The organism is Streptomyces sp. NPDC001920 (assembly GCF_053594495.1).
Window position 1 is genome coordinate 193,159 of sequence record NZ_JBSFEP010000010.1, and the last position, 21,017, is coordinate 214,175.

Below are 21,017 nucleotides of genomic sequence, written 5' to 3' on the forward strand. Positions count from 1 at the left end.
CTCACGTCGAGCGGGGTCAGGGGGAGAGACCGGGCGGGTGCGACGAAGGTTGAGACGGTGAACCCCAGTTGAGCGTGTTTCAGCCCTTCTTCAGCACGAGCTCGGTGTTGCGGTCCCGGCGGTCGCCCGCCAGCGTCGTGCGCGCGCCGGGGGCGTTCAGGGAGAGCTCCCGGTAGAGGGCGGCCAGGCCCGTCTGGGAGAGGTCGGCGAAGTCCGTGCGGTGCGGGGCCGAGGACTCGATCAGGGTGGTGAAGAGGGAGAGCGTGCCGTCCTTGTTGTCCACCACCTCGATGATCCGGGCGAGCTGCGGGAAGTCGACGTGGGAGGCGGTGGAGATCTCCCAGAAGGAGCCGCCGGCGGCGCCGGAGCGCGGGGTGATGACGTTCTTGTGGATGTGGCCGTTCACCCAGGCGAGCACGTTGCGGTGGCTCGCGAGCAGCTCCACCACCTCCGCGCCGCCCACCCGCCGCTCACCGGGGCGGGCCGGGTCGCGGCGGAGGTTGTCCATCGTCTCGCTGGTGTGATGGCTGAAGATGATCGCGTACGAGTCCTCGTGGTCCCGCAGCGTCCTGTCGAGCCACCGGAACTGCGCCGCCCCGATGGACCCTTCGTAGTGCCCGCCCGGGTCGGTGGTGTCGAGGCTGATGCCGATGACGTCGTCGGCGATGCGGAAGCTGTAGTACTGGGTGCCCGCGTCCAGGTTGGCCGTCGAGTAGCCGTGCCCGACCGGGCCGTGGCCTCGGAACACCGGGTCCAGGTGGGCCCGCAGGTACTCCCTGGGCGTGAACGGGGCCCGGCTCTCGTCGGGCGTGACCGAGCGCATCGAGCGGGCGTGGGCCTTGAGGAAGTCCTTGAAGACCGTGCCCCTGGGGTCCTTGTCCTGCTTGAGGGAGTCCTGGAGCTTCTTGGCGTCGGCCGCCGAGACGTTCATCAGCTTCTTGCCGCCGACGGCGAGGTCGGTCAGGTAGGAGTCGCCGTGCGAGGCGTAGGTGCCGAGCGGCATCGCGTCGTGGTTGCCGACCGTCGAGTACCAGGGGATGTTCAGGCCGGGGCTGCGCAGTTCGCGTATCGCGGCGGCCAGATAGCCCTCGATGTGCGGGAAGCCGAGCTGCTTGTCGGCGTCGCGGACGCTGTCGTCGGCCTGCCAGTAGAGCTTCAGACCGCTGCTCTGGACGCCCTCGTAGTGCCGGGGATCACCGGTGTTCGGGGTGACCCGGCCGCCGCTCATCACCGTCAGGAACCACTCCAGCTCGGATCTGCAGTTGTTGTCGGTGTTGTCGCCGGTGGTCATGGCGAAGTGCAGCGGGGCGCCGGTGACGGGGCCGCCGCGCAGCGCGTTGATCCTCTCGACGAGCGCCACCGCGCCCGGCACGGTCAGCGCCTCCTGCGGTCGCCAGGCGTGAACGTCCGTGGCGCGCAGGTACTCCAGCCGGAGCGGGTGCTGTGCGTCGATCAGGTGCAGATCGGTGAGCTGGACGAAGGCGGCGAGCGCCGTACGCCGGTTCGCGCGCCCCGTCTTCGGCGCGGCCAGGTCCTCGCGGACGATCCGCCGCCAGCCGGGGCCGTCCCCCAGGCGGCGGTAGCCGGAGCCGCCGACCGGGGTGGCGACGTCGGCGAGGGTCGTGCCCCGGGTGTAGGGGGCGAGCGCCACCGGGAGCCTGCGGGAGACGCCGACGGGGGCCTCGGCGGCGGCATCGCCGACGCCCGCCACGCCCGTGGTGCCCGTGGTCGTGGCGGCCTGGCTGTCGGTGGGCCGCAGGGCGTGGCCGACGCCCGCGGAGAGGGTCACCGCCCCGGTCGCGGCGAGCAGGGTTCGGCGGTGGATCCCCAGCGCGGAGCTGGCGACAGAGCGTATGCGCGACATGCGCGATCTCCCCGAGTGCGAACGCGTCGGCAGTGGTCGCGGGCTTTCGCTTCCGCGAAACGTCCCGCTCACCAGGGATCGTTGGCACCGGGGGTGACCTGCGTGTGAACACGGCCGCAACGGGCAGCGCCGATCACCGTACGTGGATCTTGGACTACCTTCCGCGTCCACGGCCGCTCCTCGAACGGCCGGGACACGGTCACTCCCCGTTCATTTTCCGGGGTAGTGCAGCTATCTCCCCGGGTTCTGGATCCGTCCCACGGCCGGCCGCTCCCGCCACAGCGACAGCCCCAGGTCGACCATCCGGACCCGGGTCAGGCCCGGCACGTCGTCGAGGGGGTGCCAGGCGGCCATGTCCGTGGAGCCGTTCACCTCGTGGCGCAGGTCGCCGCCGGTGATCCTGGCCTCGTAGACGAGCCGTACGCCGTGGTGGTCGACCCCTCTGCCGAAGCGGCCCGGGAAGACCCGGTGGGAGGAGTCGATGCCGAGCAGGCCGGTGGGTTCGACGAGGTAGCCGGTCTCCTCCTCCAGCTCCCGCACGACCGTGTCGTAGGGGTCCTCGCCGTGCTCCATGCCACCGCCCGGCAGCACCCACTCGAAGCCGCCGCGGGGCGCCGGGGACCGGGCGAGGAGGAGTTGTCCGTCACGTACGCATATGGCGTAGGCCGCCACCCTCAACTTCTTCCGCACATGGGGACGTTAGTCGGCCGTCGGCGAGTCGGCAGGCGAATATAAGTGCCGTTCGGGCGACTTGCCCGCCTTCCTGGCTTCTCGCCCGGTATGCACAGGGGGTTTCCCCCACCTCTCCATTTCGATTCGGTCAACTCTTCCCAAACATCCTTCCCTTGCGTAAGGCTGTGCGGTCGTCCGGGATCGCATACCGGACGACCGATGCTCCTTTACCAACAAGGGATGCCGATGACCCTCACCCCCCAGCGCGATCCGAAGCCGGGTCCGAGACGCGCGGTCCGCACAGCCCTGGCCGCCGGTCTCGTCGCCGCGCTCTCCGCGGCCGGGCCGATATCCACGGCCGTCGCCGCGGACCCCGTTCCCGCGGCGGACCCGAGCGTCAAGTCCGCTCACGACAAGCTCGGTTCGAGCGACGCCGACCTCCTCGCCGAGGCCAAGGCGGACGGCGACAAGAACGTCACGATGATGATCGCGACCGCGCCCGGTCAGACCGAGAAGGTCGCCGACGAGCTGGACGCGGTCGGCTCTGTGGGCCGCACCTACGACAAGCTCGGCTACGTCCGGGCCACCGTGCCCACCGCCAAGGCCGACTCGGCCATCGCGGCCGCCACGAAGCTCTCCTCGGTGCACGGCATCGACCTGCGCGAGGAGATACCCCTGGACGACCCCGCCGTCGACACCGAGGCGTCGACGGCCGGCGCGGCGACCTACCCGGCTCCGGGCAAGAAGACGCCGGCCGAGAACCCGTACAACCCGTCCTTCGAGACCGGCGCCGTCGACTTCGTCGAGGACCACCCGAAGGCGGACGGCCGCGGCATCACCATCGGCATCCTCGACTCCGGCGTCGACCTCGGCCACCCCGCGCTGCAGAAGACCACGACCGGTGAGCGCAAGATCGTCGACTGGGTCACCGCCACCGACCCGCTGGTCGACAACGACCGTACCTGGCGCCCGATGGTGACCTCCGTCTCCGGGCCCACCTTCACCTACAGCGGCAAGACCTGGACCGCGCCGGCCGGTTCCTACCAGGTCAGCACCTTCCTGGAGTCGTACACCACCGGCGGCGACGCGGCGGGCGACGCCAACCGTGACGGCGACAAGACCGACTCCTGGGGCGTCCTGTACGACGCCGCGAACGGCACCGTCCGGGTGGACCTCAACAACAACAACGACTTCGGTGACGACACCCCGATGAAGCCGTACAAGGACGGCTTCCAGATCGGGTACTTCGGCACCGACGACCCGTCCACCGACGTCGCCGAGCGCCAGCCGTTCGTCGTGCAGATCCGCAAGGACGTGCCGATGGACCCGCTGGGCGGGACCTGGGTCGGCAAGAAGGCCGACTTCGTCAACATCGGCGTCATCGAGTCCGAGCACGGCACGCACGTCGCCGGCATCACCGCCGCCAACGGCCTGTTCGGCGGCGAGATGAACGGCGCGGCGCCCGGCGCCAAGCTCGTCGCCTCCCGTGCCTGCACCTGGACCGGCGGCTGCACCAACGTCGCGCTCACCGAGGGCATGATCGACCTCGTCGTCAACCGCGGCGTCGACATCGTCAACATGTCCATCGGCGGTCTGCCGGCCCTGAACGACGGCAACAACGCGCGCTCGGAGCTGTACACGCGCCTCATCGACACCTACGGCGTGCAGCTGGTGATCTCGGCGGGCAACTCCGGCCCCGGCGCCAACACCATCGGCGACCCGGCCCTGTCCAGCAAGGTCATCTCGGTCGGCGCGACCGTCTCCAAGGAGACCTGGGCCGCCAACTACGGCTCGGTCGTGGAGAAGAAGTACGCGATGATGCCGTTCTCCTCGCGCGGCCCGCGTGAGGACGGCGGCTTCACCCCGACCCTGTCGGCCCCGGGCGCCGCGATCAACACCATCCAGACCTGGCTGCCGGGCGCCCCGGTCGCCGAGGCGGGCTACTCGCTGCCGGCCGGCTACGGCATGCTCCAGGGCACCTCGATGGCCTCCCCGCAGGCCGCGGGCGCGGCCGCGCTGCTGCTGAGCGCCGCGAAGCAGAAGGACATCGACCTCACCCCGGCGAAGCTGCGCACCGCGCTGACCTCGACCGCCGACCACATCAAGGGTGTCCAGGCGTACGAGGAGGGTGCGGGCCTCATCAACGTCGAGGACGCCTGGGACGCCATCCGTGACGGCGCCACCGCCCACGAGTACACGGTCAAGGCGCCGGTGGACACCGCGATCGACCAGTTCCTGAAGACGCCGGGCTTCGGCACGGGCGTCTACGACCGCGAGGGCGGTCTGAAGGCCGGGCAGAAGAAGACGTACGACGTCACCATCACCCGTACGTCCGGTGCGGACCGGGCGATCCGGCACGAGCTGCACCTGGAGAACAACGCCGGTGACACCTTCCGGATCGTCGGCTCCGACGAGATCAAGCTCGGCCTGAACAAGCCGGTCACCGTCCAGGTCGCCGCCAAGCCGTCCTCGGCCGGCATCAAGAGCGCCATCCTGGAGGTCGACGACCCGCGCACCGAGGGCATCGACAAGCAGATCCTCAACACGGTCGTGGTCGCGGCACCGCTGAAGTACACGTACTCGGCGTCCGGTTCGGTGCAGCGCAACAGCACCAAGCACTACTTCGTGACCGTGCCCGAGGGCGCCACGTCGCTGGAGGTCGCGATCGGCGGGCTGAAGGACAAGAGCCAGACCCGGTTCATCGCCATCCACCCGTACGGCACCCCGTCCGACCCGACCGGCACGCCGAACTGCTACAACAACTACAACAACGGCAACGGCTGCAAGCCGGACGTGCGTTCCTACGCCGACCCGCAGCCCGGCGTCTGGGAGATCGAGGTCGAGTCGCGCCGTACGTCGCCGCTGCTCGACAACCCGTACAAGCTGGACGTCACCGTCCTCGGCGCGGCCTTCGACCCGGAGACCGTGACCGTCCCCGAGGCCAAGGTCGGCACGCCGGCCACCGCCTCCTGGAAGGTGACGAACAAGTACGCCGCGCTCGACGGCAAGCTGGCCGGCGGCCCGCTGGGCTCGTCGAAGACGACGCGTCCGACGATCGCCGAGGGCGCCACGCAGACCACCACGGTCGACGTGCCCGAGGGCGCCACGTCGCTCGACGTCACCATCGGCAACGTCTCCGACGCCGCCGCCGACCTGGACCTGGTCGTCTACGACGCGGCCGGCACCCAGGTGGGCAGCTCCGCCGACGGTGACTCGGAGGAGTCGGTCTCGATCGCCAAGCCGGCGGCCGGGAAGTACCGCATCGAGGTCGTCGGCTACGCGGTGCCGGGCGGCTCGACCGCCTACGACTACCTGGACGTGTTCTACTCGGCCGCGCTCGGCACCGTCACGGTCGACGAGTCGGCGCCGGTGAAGCTCGGTACGGGCGAGACGGCCGCCGTCTCCGGCAGCGTCACCGCGCTCGCGGCCGCTCCGGAGGGCCGTGAGTTCTTCGGGCAGGTCCGGCTGCTCAACGCGCGCGGCACGGTCGCGGGCCTGGGCAACGTGAAGATCGAGAAGGTCACGCCGTAGTCCGGTGAACGGCAAGGGGGCGGGCGTCCGTGCGGGCGCCCGCCCCTCGTCATGCGCAGGTGAGGTTCCGCGCCTCGGGAAGCCTGGCGGTGATCCACTCCCGCTCGGGGGCGATGTCCCGCTCCCCGACGGCCCAGAAGTCCGGGCCCGCCGCGTGCCTGGGGATGCCGACCAGGATGTGCTCGCCCTTGCCGACGGCGTCCTCCTCCATCAGGAAGGTCACCTCGTCGGGGCCCTTCCCCGGCTTCTCCGGTTTCTCCGGTTTCTCCGGTTTCTCCGGCCAGTAGGAGCGGGTCACGCTCAGGGTGATCCTCTCCTGTGCCGTCCCCGGCACCGACACCACGGCGGTGACGTCACCCTCGGCGACCAGACGGGCGCAGGCGAGGTAGCGAGAGGTGCCGAATGCGGCCTCGGCCTGCTTGCTGCTCGCCTGGTCGGCGCTGCTCCCCGAGGCCAGGCCACCGTCCCCGGCCTCGGACAGCAGCCAGCCCAGGCCGGTCACCACGGAGGCGACGGCGGCCACCGCGAGGGTGCCGAAGGCGAGGGTGAACGCACGCCGGCGCGCGCGGGAGGACGGTCGCAGCCGGGCGGGGACAGGTTCGGGTTCCGGCTCCCGGGCCGGGTCCGGGGCCGCGGTCAGCGCGGTCCCGATGATCTCCAGCTGCTGCCGCAGCAGCGCCAGATCGGCGGTGGCCGACCGGTGCTCGGCCATCAGAGCGGCGTCCGCGCGGGCCTCGTCCGGCAGCGGTTCGCCGGTGATCGCGGCCATCAGCGCGTCGGCACCGGTACGGCCGTCGTAGCCGTCGCGGCCGGTACGGCCTTCGTTCTCGGCGGTCACGTCACACCACCTCGTCCTCGTGCAGGCGGGCACGCAGGGCCCGTACCGCCGTGTGCAGCCTGCTCTTGACCGTGCCCTCGGGGATGCCGAGCTCCTCGGCGATCCCGCGCACCGGCAGGTCGGCGTAGAACCGCAGGACGAGGACCTGACGCTGGGCGTCGGGCAGTTCGTCCAGGCCCTGGGCGACGGCGAGGGAGAGCAGGCTGGTGTCCTCGCCGGAGGGGTGTGCGGGCTCGCGCAGGGCGGCGAGCCGCTCGCCGAGCCGCTCCTGGCGCTTCTTGGCCCGGTGCCAGTCCATGGCAAGGTTGGAGGCGACGACGGCCGCCCACGCGGACACGTCCCGCGGCGCCTCGCGACCGCTCGCGGCCCGTTCCAGCAGCCGCAGACGGACCTGCTGCACCCCGTCCGGCAGGTCCGCCTGCGGCACTCCGCCCAGCGCGAGCACCGCTCGCACCCGGCGTTCCTGGGCCGCGTCCAGCGGATCGTCCAGGACGCCCTGGACGGCCCCGCCCCCCTGGCCGCGGCGGGCCTTTCTGCGCAGCACAGCCACCCTCCCCTCGCCGTGTTGTGACTGTGACGCCGGCAGGGGCGGAAACGTTCGGCGGACGGCACGGCACTTTCGCGGGGCAGGCCGAGGCGTACGTCACACACTCGCGTAGCCCGATGCCGGATGGGCAGGTGAGCTTGCGGCGCGAGGCCACCGTGAGGGGAATTTCTCCAGCTCAGACCGGGTCGGAGCCGCAGAAGCGGAGCCGGGGTCGTGGTCCGTCGCGTCCCATTGTCCGAGCATCCCGGTCAAACAATTGGACAGGTGGGCCGAGGCGCACCGCATGATGGAAATGCCTCGGCCATGCAGCAGACACAGACAAGCCACGTAGAAGGAGTCGCCGTGAGGGTCGGAATCGTCGGAGCCACCGGTCAGGTCGGCACGGTCATGCGCAGGATCCTCACGGAGCGCGACTTCCCGGTCACCGAGCTGCGCCTGTTCGCCTCGGCCCGCTCGGCGGGGACGGTCCTGGACGGCGTGACCGTGGAGGACGCGGCCACGGCCGACTACAGCGGCCTGGACATCGTGCTGTTCTCTGCGGGCGGCTCGACCTCGAAGGCCCTGGCACCGAAGGTGGCCGCGCAGGGCGCCGTGGTGATCGACAACTCCTCGGCTTGGCGCCGCGACCCCGAGGTCCCGCTGGTCGTCTCCGAGGTGAACCCGCACGCGATCGCCGACCGCCCCAAGGGCATCATCGCCAACCCGAACTGCACGACGATGGCCGCGATGCCGGTGCTGAAGCCGCTGCACGCCGAGGCCGGCCTGCAGGCGCTGGTCGTCGCCACCTACCAGGCCGTGTCGGGTTCGGGCCTCGCGGGCGTCGACGAGCTGTTCGAGCAGGTCAAGAAGGTCGGCGACGACGCGCCCAAGCTGACCCACGACGGCTCGGCGGCGGAGTTCCCCGCGCCGAACAAGTACGTCGCGCCGATCGCGTACAACGTCCTGCCGATGGCCGGCTCGATCGTCGACGACGGTCTGAACGAGACCGACGAGGAGCAGAAGCTCCGCCACGAGTCCCGCAAGATCCTTGAGATCCCCGAGCTGAAGGTCTCGGGCACCTGCGTGCGCGTCCCGGTCTTCTCCGGCCACTCCCTCCAGGTCAACGCCCGCTTCGCCCGTCCGATCAGCGTGGAGCGCGCCAAGGAGCTGCTGGCCGGCGCGCCCGGCGTGGCGCTCACCGACGTCCCGACCCCGCTGCAGGCGGCCGGCCAGGACCCGTCGTACGTCGGCCGCATCCGCACCGACGAGACGGTCGAGCACGGCCTCGCCCTGTTCCTCTCCAACGACAACCTCCGCAAGGGCGCGGCGCTGAACGCCGTGCAGATCGCGGAGCTGGTGGCGGCGGAGCTGAAGGGCTAGCAGGCACCCAGGCCCTGCGAGGCACCCCTAGGACCTGCGCACCTCGTAGAGGAAGCAGCCGTACTCGACGGCCCGGACGTGGACGAGCGCCACGGCCGGGTCGTCGAAGGCGTTCCGCAGGGCTTCGTCGTCGGGGGCAGCCACGAGCTGTCCGCCCAGGATGTGTCCGTCGGCGGAATAGCGGCGGACGATCCGGTGGGCGTTCGCGAACGGGCGACCGTCTCCCTCCGGTCCCGCGCACTCCTCGGCGTGGATGAAGACGGGGCCCTGTTCGTCGTAGGCACCGGGATCCACACCGGTCTCGGCCGCCCAGCGGCGCAGGGGCGCGTAGGACACGAGTGCGATCCGCTCCCCCGGGCCGCTCCGGCGCAGGCAGCACCTGAGCGGCGCCCCGCCCTCCTCGTCGGTGAACGGGGACAGCGGGCGGCCTGCGTCGTCGGCGGTGCGCAGTTCTGTCAGGACCGATGGTGCTACGGGGCGTGCAGTGTACGTCGTCATGACCCCCACACTCGTGCCCGCGGGCCCGGACCGCTGGCGGGATCCGGACGTCGCGTCCCGCTCCGGTAGAGGGGTATCCCCATGAGTTGCCCTGACATCCGCGTGCGAGGCCCCACTCGTCGCCCGATCCCGATGTCCCGTGGAAGGATGACCGAACCCACACATATCGAGGAGATGACCGCGTGCCTGGCACAAACCTGACTCGCGACGAGGCGCAGCAGCGGGCGAAGCTGCTCACCGTTGACTCGTATGAGATCGATCTCGACCTCTCCGGCGCGCAGGAGGGCGGGACCTACCGGTCCGTCACCACCGTGCGCTTCGACGTCGCGGAGAACGGCGCCGACTCCTTCATCGACCTCGTGGCCCCGACCGTTCACGAGGTGACGCTCAACGGCGACCAGCTCGACGCGGCCGAGGTCTTCAAGGACTCCCGGATCGCACTGCCCGGCCTGCTTCAGGGCCGCAACGTGCTGCGGGTCGTCGCCGACTGCGCGTACACCAACACCGGCGAGGGCCTGCACCGCTTCGTCGACCCGGTCGACCAGCAGGCCTACCTCTACACCCAGTTCGAGGTCCCGGACGCCCGCCGCGTCTTCGCGTCCTTCGAGCAGCCGGATCTGAAGGCCACCTTCCAGTTCACCGTGAAGGCCCCCGAGGGCTGGACCGTCATCTCCAACTCGCCCACGCCGGAGCCGAAGGACAACGTCTGGTCCTTCGAGCCGACGCCGCGCATCTCGACGTACGTCACGGCGCTCGTCGTCGGCCCGTACCACTCGGTGCACAGCGTCTACGAGAAGGACGGCCGGTCGGTCCCGCTCGGCATCTACTGCCGGCCCTCCCTCGCGGAGTACCTCGACTCGGACGCCATCTTCGAGGTGACCCGGCAGGGCTTCGAGTGGTTCCAGGAGAAGTTCGACTACGCGTACCCGTTCAAGAAGTACGACCAGCTGTTCGTGCCGGAGTTCAACGCGGGCGCGATGGAGAACGCGGGCGCGGTGACCATCCGGGACCAGTACGTCTTCCGTTCGAAGGTCACCGACGCCGCGTACGAGACGCGGGCCGAGACCATCCTGCACGAGCTGGCCCACATGTGGTTCGGCGACCTGGTCACCATGGAGTGGTGGAACGACCTGTGGCTGAACGAGTCGTTCGCCACGTACACCTCCATCGCCTGCCAGGCGGCCCACCCCGAGTCGCGCTGGCCGCACTCGTGGACCACCTTCGCCAACTCCATGAAGACCTGGGCGTACCGGCAGGACCAGCTGCCGTCCACGCACCCGATCATGGCCGAGATCCGCGACCTGGACGACGTCCTCGTCAACTTCGACGGCATCACGTACGCCAAGGGCGCCTCCGTCCTCAAGCAGCTCGTCGCCTACGTCGGCGAGGACGAGTTCTTCACCGGCGTCCAGGCGTACTTCAAGCGCCACGCCTTCGGCAACACGCGGCTGTCCGACCTGCTGGGCGCGCTGGAGGAGACCTCCGGCCGCGACTTGAAGGCCTGGTCGAAGAAGTGGCTGGAGACGGCGGGCATCAACGTCCTGCGCCCGGAGATCGAGACGGACGCCGACGGTGTGATCACGTCCTTCGCGATCCGCCAGGAGGCACCGGCGCTGCCCACCGGCGCGCAGGGTGAGCCGACGCTGCGTCCGCACCGCATCGCGGTGGGCGTCTACAACCTGGACGACGCGTCGGGCAAGCTGGTGCGTGACGAGCGCATCGAGCTGGACGTGGACGGCGAGCTGACCGCCGTACCGCAGCTGGCGGGCAAGCGCCGCCCGGACGTGATCCTGCTCAACGACGACGACCTGTCGTACGCGAAGGTCCGCCTGGACGAGCAGTCCCTCGCCTTCGTCACGGAGCACCTGGGTGACTTCGAGGCCTCCCTCCCGCGGGCCCTGTGCTGGGCGTCGTCCTGGGACATGACGCGGGACGGGGAGCTCGCCACCCGCGACTACCTCTCCCTGGTCCTGTCGGGCATCGGCAAGGAGTCCGACATCGGCGTCGTGCAGTCGCTCCAGCGCCAGGTCAAGCTGGCGATCGAGCTGTACGCCGCCCCGGCTGCCCGCGAGAGCCTGCTGACCCGCTGGACGGACGCCACGCTGGCCCATCTGCGCGCCGCCGAGCCGGGCAGCGACCACCAGCTGGCGTGGGCGCGGGCGTTCACGGCGACGGCCCGCACTCCGGAGCAGCTGGACCTGCTGGAGGGCCTGCTGGACGGCTCCACGACGATCGAGGGCCTGGCCGTCGACACGGAGCTGCGCTGGGCGTTCGTCCAGCGGCTCGCGGCAGTGGGTCGCTTCGACGAGGCGGAGATCACCGGCGAGTACGAGCGGGACCGGACGGCGGCCGGCGAGCGCCACGCCGCGACGGCCCGTGCGGCCCGCCCGACCGCCGAGGCCAAGGCGGAGGCCTGGTCGTCGGTCATCGACTCCGACAAGCTGCCGAACGCCCTCCAGGAAGCGGTGATCGGGGGCTTCGTCCAGACCGACCAGCGTGAGCTCCTGGCGCCGTACACGGACGCGTTCTTCGAGGTGGTCAAGGACATCTGGGAGTCCCGTTCCCACGAGATCGCCCAGCAGATCGCGATCGGCCTGTACCCGTCCCTCCAGGTCTCCGAGGAGACCCTGGCCAAGACGGACACCTGGCTGGCCTCGGCCGAGCCGAACGCGGCCCTGCGCCGTCTGGTCTCGGAGTCCCGCGCGGGCGTGGAACGCGCCCTGAAGGCCCAAGCGGCCGACGCGGCCGCGGCGCAGCAGGAGCAGCAGGCGTAGCCGCAGCGGTAGGTACGCCACAGGGGGCGCCCGGTCCGCACCGGGCGCCCCCTGCTGTCGTATCAGCCGCCTCGTGGGTCCGCGTGGGCGGCGAACCGAAACGGCTCGGTCTACCGTCGCAGCGCCACACCTGTCACGTCCCTCGGCTCTTCACGGCTCGCTCCAGCGGTGCCGAACAGCCTGCCGCCGAGAGCACCCTTGCCCGCACCGCCGCCCGCGGCCCCGAGCTGCCCGACGACGGTCGCCCCGAACGCGAGCGCCATGCCCGCCAGTTGGACCGGGGTCAGCGCCTGGCCCAGCGCCGCCCAGCCGACCACCGCTGCGGTCAGCGGGGACAGCGGGCCGAGGAAGGTGACCTGCGTGGCGCTGAGGCGGCCGATGCCGCGGAACCACAGCCAGTACGCCACCGCGGTGTTCGCCAGCGCCAGGTACAGGTAGCCGCCGACGGCCCGGCCGTCCAGCGCGGGGGGAGCGCCCTCGGCCAGCAGGGCGAGGGGGGCGATGAGCAGGCCGCCCGCGGTGAGCTGCCAGCCGGTGAGGGCGAGCGGACCGACGCCGTCCGGGCGCCCCCACCGTTTGGTCAGGACGGTGCCGGCGGACATGGCCGCCGTGGCGGCGAGGGCGGCCAGCAGGCCGAGGGCGTCGAGCGCGCCGGCCGCCTTCAGGACCACCAGGCTGACACCGAACGCCGCCACGACGCCGGTGAGGACGTTCCGGACCGTCGGCCGCTGCCCCAGCAGCAGCGCCGAGAGGCCCACGACGAACAGGGGGCCGACCGAGCCGACCACGGCCGCCATACCGCCGGGCAGCCGGTACGCGGACAGGAACAGCAGCGGGAAGAAGGCCCCGATGTTCAGCGCGCCCAGGACCGCCGACTTCCACCACCAGGCGCCGCGCGGCAGCACCCGGGCGAGGGCGAGCAGCAGCAGACCGGCCGGGAGGGCGCGCATCAGACCGGTGAACAGGGGGCGGTCGGCGGGGAGGAACTCGGTGGTGACGGCGTAGGTCGTGCCCCAGGAGACGGGGGCGAGGGCGGTGAGGAGTATCAGGACGGCGCGGTTGGCGGCCATGGGTCGGCACCCTTCGGCAGATCCCTGGAGAGTAGGTCAGCGGGAAGTAGGTCAGCGGAAAGTAGCTTAGCGCTAAGCAACTTTCCGTCAAGCTACTTTCTTGCGGCCGACCGTTCTTCGCCCGATACTCGGTCCATGAGTGCACGCCCACCCCGGCGCAAGGACGCCGTCGACGCGATCATCGACCAGTGGGCGCAGGTGCGGCCCGACCTCGACACGACCGCGATGGAGGTCTTCGGGCGGATCTACCGCCTCACGCACGCGGTGGGCGGCCGGATGGACACGACGTACGCCCGGTTCGGGATCTCACGGGGCGAGTTCGACGTCCTGGCCACCCTGCGTCGGTCCGGCGAGCCGTACACGCTCCCGCCCCGCCGGCTCTCGGCGACGCTGATGCTCACCACGGGCGGTATGACCGGCCGCCTCGACAAGCTGGAGCGAGCGGGGCTCCTGCGCCGCTCCCCCGACCCGCACGACCGCCGGGGCCTGAACGTCACCCTCACCACGGAGGGGCTGGCCCTCGTCGACGAGGCGGTCACCGCCGGGCTCGCCGTCCAGACGGAGGCCCTGTCCGTCCTGGACGACGAACAGGCCGGCCAACTGGCCGACCTGCTCAGGGAGTTGCTCGCGGGGACGCACGAGTCCCGGTGAGGGCCGGGAGCGCAGCGGCACAAGTGGGGTGACGCACCCGGGAGCGGGTTGCGCTCACCCGACGTGAGCGGCGACCGCGCGCTCCACGTCCGCCGGGTCCGCGCCCTGCGCCGCCCAGGCCACATACCCGTCGGGCCGCACCAGCACGGTCGTACGGCTCTCGCTCGCCCAGCGCTCCACGGCCAGCCGTCCCTCGCGGGCACCCCTCCCGTCGTACGCCGCCGAAGCCGCCGGCTGGATCAGTACGAACCGCCCGCCGCGCAGCGCCTCGTAGAGGCGACCGCCCTCCAGGGCGACGTCGGGCGCGCGCGTGCCGACGAGGCGGTGGGAGCCGCGCGGAGCGGGGTAGCGGTAGCCGATGCCGGAGATCTGCGCCAGGGCCCTGGCCCGGGCGGGCGGGAGCGCGCCGAGGACGCCGGAGACGAGGGCCCGCACGGCACGCAGCACCAGGCTCTGCGCCCGGGCCAGCCGGACCAGTCCGCCACTGCTGCGCAGCACGGCCCTGCCGACCGGGTGCCGCTCGGCCTGGTAGGTGTCCAGCAACCCCTCGGGCGCCCGCCCCTCGACCGCCGCGACGAGCTTCCAGCTGAGGTTGGCCGCGTCCTGCAGGCCGGTGTTCATGCCCTGGCCGCCGGCCGGTGAGTGCACGTGCGCGGCGTCACCGGCCAGGAAGACCCGCCCGACCCGGTACTCGGGGACCTGCCGCTCGTCGCTGTGGAAGCGGGAGAGCCAGCGGGCGTCATGCATCCCGAAGTCGGTGCCCAGGGCACGACGGGTGACCTCCCTGACCTCGTCGAGGTCGAGCGGGGCGTCGTCGGGGACCTCGTGGCGGCGGTTCCAGCCCATGACGCGGTACCAGCCGTCACCGAAGGACGCGATCATGGCGAAGGCGTCGCCCGTGCCGTTGACGGTGAGCACACTGTCCGGCCGGTCGGCGAGGCGGACGTCCGCCAGCAAGAGGGACCGGATGACGGAGACACCGGGGAAGGGCAGGCCGAGCGCCCGGCGCACGGCGCTGCGGTGGCCGTCCGCGCCGACGACGTAGAGCGCCCGGCGGGTGACGACCGCCCCGTCCGCGCCGCGGATGCCGAGATCGACCCCGCTGTCGTCCTGCCGCAGCTCCACGACCTCGCTCTCGTACAGGAACTCCACACCGGCCTGCCGCGCCCGCTCCTCCAGCAGCCGCTCGACCTCGTACTGCGGAGTGATCAGCAGGTACGGGAAGCGGGACGGCAGGGCGCCCAGGTCGAGCGAGAGCCGGCGGAACAGCCGCAGTTCGGTGATGGTGCTGCCGGTGGCGAGCAGCCGGTCGGCGAGGCCTCGGGCGTCGAGTTGTTCCAGGGTGCGGGCGTGCACGCCGAAGGCACGGGAGAGGTTGCTGATTTCGCGGGGGCGCTTCTCGACGAGGGTGACGGGGACGCCGGCGGTGGCGAGGTCACCGGCGAGCAGGAGGCCCGTGGGGCCGGAGCCGACGACGATGACGGGGTGGACGTGGGGGCGGGGGGAGGCGGTGTCCATCGTGATGTCCGTTTCGGTGCCGGTCGTGCTCTCTATGCCGGTCATGACGGCCTCGCCTCCTGTGGGTGCCAACATTTGTTGGTCAACGTCTGTTGGCAAGCGTAGGGCCGAGCCGGAGATGAAGTCAACACTTGTTGGCACACAGCTGTTGGCACACATGCGTTGGCGCCCGCCTGTTGGCACCCCTCGTTGGTGCGCAACGGTTGGCGCGCATTCGTTGGCATGCGCCTGTTGGCACCGATCCTTTGCACACACTTGTTGGCACACGCTTGTTGGCACACGTTTGTTGGCCTACGCGTGTTGGCCTACATTGGTCGGCATGACAGAAGGCAAGGCCCCCGCCCCGTCGCGCCGCTCCGAGGGCACCCGCACGGCGATCCTCGAAGCGGCCCGCGAGCGCTTCGCGGCCGACGGCTACGAACGCGCCACCATCCGCGCCATCGCCAGGGACGCGAACATCGACCCCTCGATGGTGATGCGCTACTACGGCAACAAGGAGGGCCTGTTCGCGGCAGCCGTCGCCATCGACCTGCGGCTGCCGGACCCGGCGTCGCTGAGCCGGGACGACGCCGGCCGCGCGCTCGTGACGCACTTCCTGGCCATGTGGGAGGAGAACGAGGTGCTCACCGCCCTCCTCCGGGTCGGCGCGACCAACCAGGCCGGCGCCGAACGCATGCGGGGCATCTTCGGGGACCAGCTGCTGCCGCTCGCCCGCCGGGTGTGCCCCGACCCCGAGCAGGCGGCGGCACGGGCGGCGCTGGTGTCGTCACAGCTCCTGGGGCTCGCGCTCACGCGGTATGTCCTGCGGTTCCCGCCCACGGTGGCGCTGGCCCCCGAGGAACTCGTGGCCTGGCTGGCGCCCACGGTGCAGCGGTATCTGACGGCGCCCTACCCGAAGGTGTGAAAGCCGCCCGCCGGTGAACACACCGAGGGCGCCGGCCTCGTCCCGTACGGCGGATGCGCGTACGTACGACGGGGCCGGCGCCCTCGGGAAGCGCGCGGCGGACTCGAAGAGCCTCGCGTCAGACCTTGGCGTCGGCCTTGGTCTGGATGTTGGAGCTGGTGGTGTCCTTCTGCTTGTGCGACTTGTCCAGGACCATCACCAGCCCGGCGATGACCAGGAACAGCACAGTCGGGGCCAGGACGAACTGGGTCACCGTCTCGATCACACTCAGACCCGGACCCGGGTCGTCGCCGTCGTCACGCGTGAGCGCGAGCGCAGGGGACGACATGAGCAGCATCATCAGCGTCGTACCGGCGGCCAGGGCGCCGGCGCGCAGGGCGTTCTTCTTGTCCACGGTCCCAAAAGTACAGAACGCCACGAGGGGCCGCGCGCCCGGGGTGCCGTACGGCCCCCGGCCCGCCCGGCGGACTCGTCGCGCTCCCCCGCCGCGGCACCCGTCCACCGCGTCGGCGCCTCCGCGATCCCGCCCTCGCGCCGGGCTCTCCTCGGTCACCCGCGGCGTCGGGCGACCCCGTCCTTCAGCACCTCCACCAGTCTGCGCACCCTGGGCGAGGCCGCCAGCTCCTCCAGCGTCAGCGGCCTCCCTGCCGCGTCCGCGATCGGCAGCCGCCAGTTCGGGTACTGGTCCCATGTGCCCGGCAGGTTCTGCGGGCGGCGGTCGCCCACCCCGTCGGGGAGCCAGACCCCGACCATGCGGGCCGGTGTGCGCAGCAGGAAGCGGTGGACGGCCTGGATCTCGGCCTCTTCCTCCGAGGCGCAGCGCCCGCCGCCCGTGCCCCGCAGCAGTCCCAGCCGGGACAGCAGTGCCAGCCACTCGGCGGTGTCCACCGAGGCCTCCGCGCGTTCCTGCTCCAGGGGCCGGGTCAGCAGGCCGAGGCTGTCGCGCAGTTCCACGTGCTCGCCGGTGAGGCGGGCCGCGGTGGACGGCAGGTCGTGGGTCGTGGCGGTGGCGAGGCAGTCGGAGCGCCACGACTCCGGCGGCAGCGGACGGCCGTCCCCGTCCCAGTCCCGCTCGAACCACAGCACGGACGTGCCCAGCACGCCCCGTGCGCGCAGCGTCTCCCGCACCCCCGGCTCCACCGTGCCGAGGTCCTCACCGATCACCGCGGCCCCGGCCCGGGACGCCTCCAGCACCAGGATCGCGAGCATGGCCTCGGCGTCGTAGCGCACGTACGTCCCCTGCGTCGGCGCATGTCCCTGCGGTACCCACCACAGCCGGAACAGCCCCATGACGTGGTCGATCCGCAGCGCGCCCGCGGAGCGGAACAGGGCCCGCAGCAGCAGACGGTACGGCGCGTACCCGGACCCGGCCAGCCGGTCCGGCCGCCACGGCGGCAGCCCCCAGTCCTGGCCGCGGGCGTTGAAGGCGTCCGGCGGGGCGCCCACCGACATCCCGGCCGCGAAGTACTCCTGCTGGGCCCAGGCGTCCGCGCCCCCGGGATGGACCCCGACCGCCAGGTCGTGCACGATCCCGACCGGCATGCCCGCCTCCCGGGCGATCCGCTGGGCGGCGGTCAGCTGGGTGTCGGTGAGCCAGGCGAGACGGCAGTGGAAGTCGACGCGGTCCATCAACTCCCGGCGCGCACGGGTGGTTTCGGGCGAGCGCGGGTGCCGCAGCCCGGCCGGCCACCGCTGCCAGTCGGAGCCGTGCACCTCGGCCAGCGCGCACCACGTGGCGTGGTCCTCCAGCGCCTCCCCCTCCCGCGCGAGGAAGTCGGCGTACGCGGCCCGCCGCCCCGGCCCGAGGGGCACCTCGCGCAGCAGCTCCAGCGCCTCCCGCTTGGCGGCCCACACCGCGTCCCGGTCGATCAGCGCCCCCTTCTCCAGCACCGCCTCCCGCAGCCGCCGGGCCCCTTCGAGGAGCGTCCGCGCCCGCTCGCGGTCCTCGATGTACGCGAACTCGGGCACGTCCTCGATCCGCAGGTGCACCGGGTCGGGGAAGCGGCGGGAGGACGGGCGGTAGGGGGAGGGGTCGGTGGGGGCTCCGGGTACGGCCGCGTGCAACGGGTTGACCTGCACGAACCCGGCGCCGAGCGCCCGTCCGGCCCAGGCGGTGAGCTCGGCGAGGTCACCGAGGTCGCCCATGCCCCAGGAGCGGCGGGAGAGGAGGGAGTAGAGCTGGACGAGGAAGCCGTACGAGCGTCCGGGCGGCGTGGGCAGGCCGGGCGGGGCGGCGACCAGGTGGCTGGTCGCCGTACGGCCGTCGGGGGTGGTCGCGGTCAGTCGATGGACGCCGGGCGGGAGTTGATCGAAGGTGGTGCGGGTTGCGCCCTGTTCGGTCTCGATCAGCAGCCGGGTGCCGGGGGGCAGCTGGGCCCGCAGGTCGGGCTCGGCGCCGCTCCAGCACACCACCGTCGGGGGCAGCAGCCGCTCGCTCAGCTCCTGTTCCCGTGCGGCGAGCGCGGCGCCGACGGCCTCGGGTGTGCTCGCGTCGACGTCGAGGGCGGCCAGGGCGAGCGTCAGAGCGGTGGCGGACGCGGTGACCGTTCGGCCCGGGGACGGCTGGTAGGAGGGGGCGACGCCGTACAGCTCGGCGAGCCGGGACAGATCGTCGGAAGGGGGGTCCTCGGGGCCTTCGGGCCCCGCGGGCTCCTGGGGTGAGGCTTCGGCCGGCCGCTGTGCTGTCATCTACGGCCTCGTGGCATCCATGTCCAAGTCCATACCGGTGTCCATACCCAGGTCCATGCCCATGTCCCAGGTCGCCGCCTCACTCGTCAGCGGCGCGGCGTCGGCGAGGGGCGGCTCACTCGTGAGGGGCTCGGCGTCGGGGAGGGGCGGTTCGCTGGTGAGCGGGGCTTCGGCGCAGGCACCCTCGGCGCTGAAGACGCAGGCGTGCATCTCGGGCTCGAAGGGCGCCTCAGGTTTGGACAGGGCCGATGCTGTGGCCATGGGGGCCTCCTTGTCAGGTACGACGTGGTGGTTACGGCAGCCCTACCCAGCGGGCGCGGCGGCAGACGTACCGACCGCGGCAACGTGCCTCTCATCACATTCCCGCCCCCCATTTCCGCTTCGCATCCCGTTTCTGGACCAGGAGTCCGGCGGACCGTGAACCGGCCGCCGAAGTCCTGTCGATAGACGGGGTGTGAGACTGTTCCGCCCCATGGGGGGTCACCGGGAGGACGAGGAGGACTCGGACGCGGCGCTGTTGCGTGCTGTCGCGGGCGGGGACTCTGCGGCGATGGCCACGCTGTACGACCGCCACGCGGGGTGGCTGCACGCCCGGCTGAGCCGGCGCTGCGCCGATCCCGAGGTCGTGCGCGAGGTGCTGCAGGACACGTTCGTGACGGTCTGGCGCTCGGCGCGGACGCACCGGGGCGAGCAGACCGGCGGCTGGCTGTGGACCATCGCGGCGCGCCGCCTGATCGACGCGCTGCGCGTGCGGGAGCGGGCGACGCGGCTGGAGACCACGTCGATGGACGAGGCCACGGCCGGGCACGACCGGGCGGCAGCGCCGTCGGTGGAGGAGCGGGTGCTGGCGGGCCTGGAGTACGGCGATGTCGGCACGGCCCTCGACCGGATCTCGCCCGAGTTGCGCGAGGTGCTGCGCGCCACGGTCGTCGACGGGCTCACCACCCGGGAGACCGCCCGGCTGCTCGGCATACCGGAAGGCACCGTGAAGTCCCGCGCGACCCGCGCCCGCGCGGAACTGCGCGCCGCCCTGGCCCAGTTGCACCCGTCCCCGCTGGGAGGACCGGCATGACCGACTGGCACGCGTCCGACGTCCTGGTCACCCGCTACGCCGACGGCTCCCTGCCGGAGCCCGACGCCTGGTCCCTGGAAAGGCATCTGGAGTCCTGCGGCTCCTGCGCGTCCCGGGTGTCGAGCGCGGTACGGCTGACGCCGGCCGGCCCGGTGCTGGCCGAGCTGCGGGAGGCGGTCCTGGGGGCGGCACCGGGCAACGCGCGGGCGGCGGTGCCGGCACCCGCTCCGGCAGCCGCTCCGGCAGCCGCTCCGGCAGCCGATCCGGCACCGGAATCCGTACGGCTCCCCGACCGCACCCCGACCCGTGTGCGGCGGCGGGGCGTCCTCGCCGTGGGCTCCCGCCTCACCCGGATGCTGTGGGCCGCCGGCCCCGCGGTGCGCGGGGCGTGGTCGCTGGCCGTGCTGTGCGTCGCGCTCGGCGCGGTCGCGCTGGCACGGGGCGCCGGCTTCGAGGGGGCGCGGCCCCTGCTGCTGGCCGTCGCACCCGTCGTACCGGTCCTCGGAGTCGCCGCGTCCTACGGCGCCCACGCCGATCCGCTCCACGAGATCACGGCGGCCACCCCGTCCGCCGGGCTCCGGCTGGTGCTGATCCGGACGGCCGCCGTGCTGGCGGTGAGCCTGCCGCTGCTGACCTCGGCGGGGCTGCTGCTGCCGTCCTCGGGCGCGCCGGCCGCGGTCGCCTGGCTGCTGCCCGGGCTCGCCCTGACCCTGGCCACGCTGGCCCTGGCCGCATGGGTCGGGATCCGTGCCGCCACGGCCCTGACGGGCGGCGGCTGGCTGTGTGCCGTCCTCGCCCCCGTGCTCACCGCTCCGGGACGGCCTCTCGCACGTCTGGCCGAGCAGCTCTCGGCGTGTCTCGACGGCGCTCCGGCACAGGGCGCCTGGGCCGCAGCGGCCCTGGTCTGCGCCGCCCTGCTGGCCGCGCGCCGCCCGGACTTCGGCCGAGCGCAGCGGCGCTGACCGGCGGTCCGGCCGCCGCCGGGGGCGGCACGGTCCGCCCACCGGCCTGTCCGACGTACCCGAACCACC

The 21,017-nt window shown here is 72.2% G+C and carries 17 protein-coding genes; 7 read left to right on the forward strand and 10 right to left on the reverse strand.

Annotated features, from left to right (window positions below):
* Positions 1–79: 79 nt before the first annotated feature.
* Both ACWCPI_RS18970 and ACWCPI_RS18975 read right to left on the reverse strand, forming a co-directional pair.
* Positions 80–1,864, reverse strand: coding sequence for a TIGR03767 family metallophosphoesterase (locus ACWCPI_RS18970; RefSeq protein ID WP_451039189.1), 1,785 nt, complete (start codon positions 1,862–1,864; stop codon positions 80–82).
* A 231-nt stretch (positions 1,865–2,095) separates the two neighbouring features.
* A complete protein-coding gene (locus tag ACWCPI_RS18975; RefSeq protein WP_451039190.1) occupies positions 2,096–2,554 on the reverse strand; it encodes an NUDIX hydrolase in 459 nt (152 codons plus the stop codon).
* 228 nt (positions 2,555–2,782) lie between these two features.
* Between ACWCPI_RS18975 and ACWCPI_RS18980 the strand changes: the two genes are divergently transcribed.
* A complete protein-coding gene (locus ACWCPI_RS18980; RefSeq protein ID WP_451039191.1) occupies positions 2,783–6,067 on the forward strand; it encodes a S8 family serine peptidase in 3,285 nt (1,094 codons plus the stop codon).
* A gap of 49 nt (positions 6,068–6,116) precedes the next feature.
* Here the strand turns inward: ACWCPI_RS18980 and ACWCPI_RS18985 are convergent, their stop codons facing one another.
* Together ACWCPI_RS18985 and ACWCPI_RS18990 are read right to left on the reverse strand one after the other, a co-directional pair.
* The gene (locus ACWCPI_RS18985) at positions 6,117–6,905 is read right to left on the reverse strand and encodes a hypothetical protein (RefSeq protein ID WP_451039192.1); all 789 of its coding nucleotides are present in this window, start codon (positions 6,903–6,905) and stop codon (positions 6,117–6,119) included.
* 1 nt (position 6,906) lies between these two features.
* Positions 6,907–7,455, reverse strand: a complete 549-nt coding sequence (locus ACWCPI_RS18990; RefSeq protein WP_451039193.1) for an RNA polymerase sigma factor — start codon at positions 7,453–7,455, stop codon at positions 6,907–6,909.
* A gap of 339 nt (positions 7,456–7,794) precedes the next feature.
* On the opposite strand from ACWCPI_RS18990, the gene ACWCPI_RS18995 reads away from it, so the two are divergent.
* The gene (locus ACWCPI_RS18995) at positions 7,795–8,811 is read left to right on the forward strand and encodes an aspartate-semialdehyde dehydrogenase (RefSeq protein WP_451039194.1); all 1,017 of its coding nucleotides are present in this window, start codon (positions 7,795–7,797) and stop codon (positions 8,809–8,811) included.
* A 27-nt stretch (positions 8,812–8,838) separates the two neighbouring features.
* Here ACWCPI_RS18995 and ACWCPI_RS19000 read toward each other — a convergent pair whose 3' ends face one another.
* Entirely contained in the window at positions 8,839–9,309 is a 471-nt protein-coding gene (locus ACWCPI_RS19000; protein ID WP_451039195.1) for a DUF1203 domain-containing protein, read from the reverse strand.
* Positions 9,310–9,491: 182 nt separating this feature from the next.
* On the opposite strand from ACWCPI_RS19000, the gene pepN reads away from it, so the two are divergent.
* Positions 9,492–12,083 (forward strand): aminopeptidase N, encoded by a 2,592-nt coding sequence (gene pepN / locus ACWCPI_RS19005; RefSeq protein WP_451039196.1) that lies wholly within the window; start codon positions 9,492–9,494, stop codon positions 12,081–12,083.
* A 110-nt stretch (positions 12,084–12,193) separates the two neighbouring features.
* Here the strand turns inward: pepN and ACWCPI_RS19010 are convergent, their stop codons facing one another.
* The gene (locus ACWCPI_RS19010) at positions 12,194–13,153 is read right to left on the reverse strand and encodes an EamA family transporter (protein WP_451039197.1); all 960 of its coding nucleotides are present in this window, start codon (positions 13,151–13,153) and stop codon (positions 12,194–12,196) included.
* Positions 13,154–13,288: 135 nt separating this feature from the next.
* Between ACWCPI_RS19010 and ACWCPI_RS19015 the strand changes: the two genes are divergently transcribed.
* The gene (locus tag ACWCPI_RS19015; protein ID WP_451039198.1) at positions 13,289–13,804 is read left to right on the forward strand and encodes a MarR family winged helix-turn-helix transcriptional regulator; all 516 of its coding nucleotides are present in this window, start codon (positions 13,289–13,291) and stop codon (positions 13,802–13,804) included.
* 54 nt (positions 13,805–13,858) lie between these two features.
* Here the strand turns inward: ACWCPI_RS19015 and ACWCPI_RS19020 are convergent, their stop codons facing one another.
* Positions 13,859–15,322 (reverse strand): FAD-dependent monooxygenase, encoded by a 1,464-nt coding sequence (locus tag ACWCPI_RS19020; protein WP_451039310.1) that lies wholly within the window; start codon positions 15,320–15,322, stop codon positions 13,859–13,861.
* A gap of 319 nt (positions 15,323–15,641) precedes the next feature.
* On the opposite strand from ACWCPI_RS19020, the gene ACWCPI_RS19025 reads away from it, so the two are divergent.
* Positions 15,642–16,226: a TetR/AcrR family transcriptional regulator gene (locus ACWCPI_RS19025; RefSeq protein ID WP_451039199.1), complete on the forward strand. Its 585-nt coding sequence runs from the start codon at positions 15,642–15,644 to the stop codon at positions 16,224–16,226.
* Positions 16,227–16,344: 118 nt separating this feature from the next.
* Here ACWCPI_RS19025 and ACWCPI_RS19030 read toward each other — a convergent pair whose 3' ends face one another.
* From ACWCPI_RS19030 to ACWCPI_RS19040, 3 genes are all read right to left on the reverse strand, one after another.
* Positions 16,345–16,620 carry a hypothetical protein gene (locus tag ACWCPI_RS19030; RefSeq protein WP_388799420.1) on the reverse strand — a complete coding sequence of 92 codons (276 nt, stop codon included), beginning with the start codon at positions 16,618–16,620 and terminating at the stop codon, positions 16,345–16,347.
* A 155-nt stretch (positions 16,621–16,775) separates the two neighbouring features.
* The gene (gene malQ / locus ACWCPI_RS19035) at positions 16,776–18,914 is read right to left on the reverse strand and encodes a 4-alpha-glucanotransferase (protein WP_451039200.1); all 2,139 of its coding nucleotides are present in this window, start codon (positions 18,912–18,914) and stop codon (positions 16,776–16,778) included.
* The gene (locus ACWCPI_RS19040; RefSeq protein WP_388799426.1) at positions 18,915–19,175 is read right to left on the reverse strand and encodes a hypothetical protein; all 261 of its coding nucleotides are present in this window, start codon (positions 19,173–19,175) and stop codon (positions 18,915–18,917) included.
* Positions 19,176–19,386: 211 nt separating this feature from the next.
* Between ACWCPI_RS19040 and ACWCPI_RS19045 the strand changes: the two genes are divergently transcribed.
* Positions 19,387–19,986: an RNA polymerase sigma factor gene (locus ACWCPI_RS19045; RefSeq protein WP_451039201.1), complete on the forward strand. Its 600-nt coding sequence runs from the start codon at positions 19,387–19,389 to the stop codon at positions 19,984–19,986.
* On the forward strand, positions 19,983–20,948 hold the full coding sequence (locus ACWCPI_RS19050; protein WP_451039202.1) for a zf-HC2 domain-containing protein: 966 nt from the start codon (positions 19,983–19,985) through the stop codon (positions 20,946–20,948). Before ACWCPI_RS19045 ends, ACWCPI_RS19050 begins: the two co-directional genes overlap by 4 nt.
* The last annotated feature ends 69 nt before the right edge of the window (positions 20,949–21,017 follow it).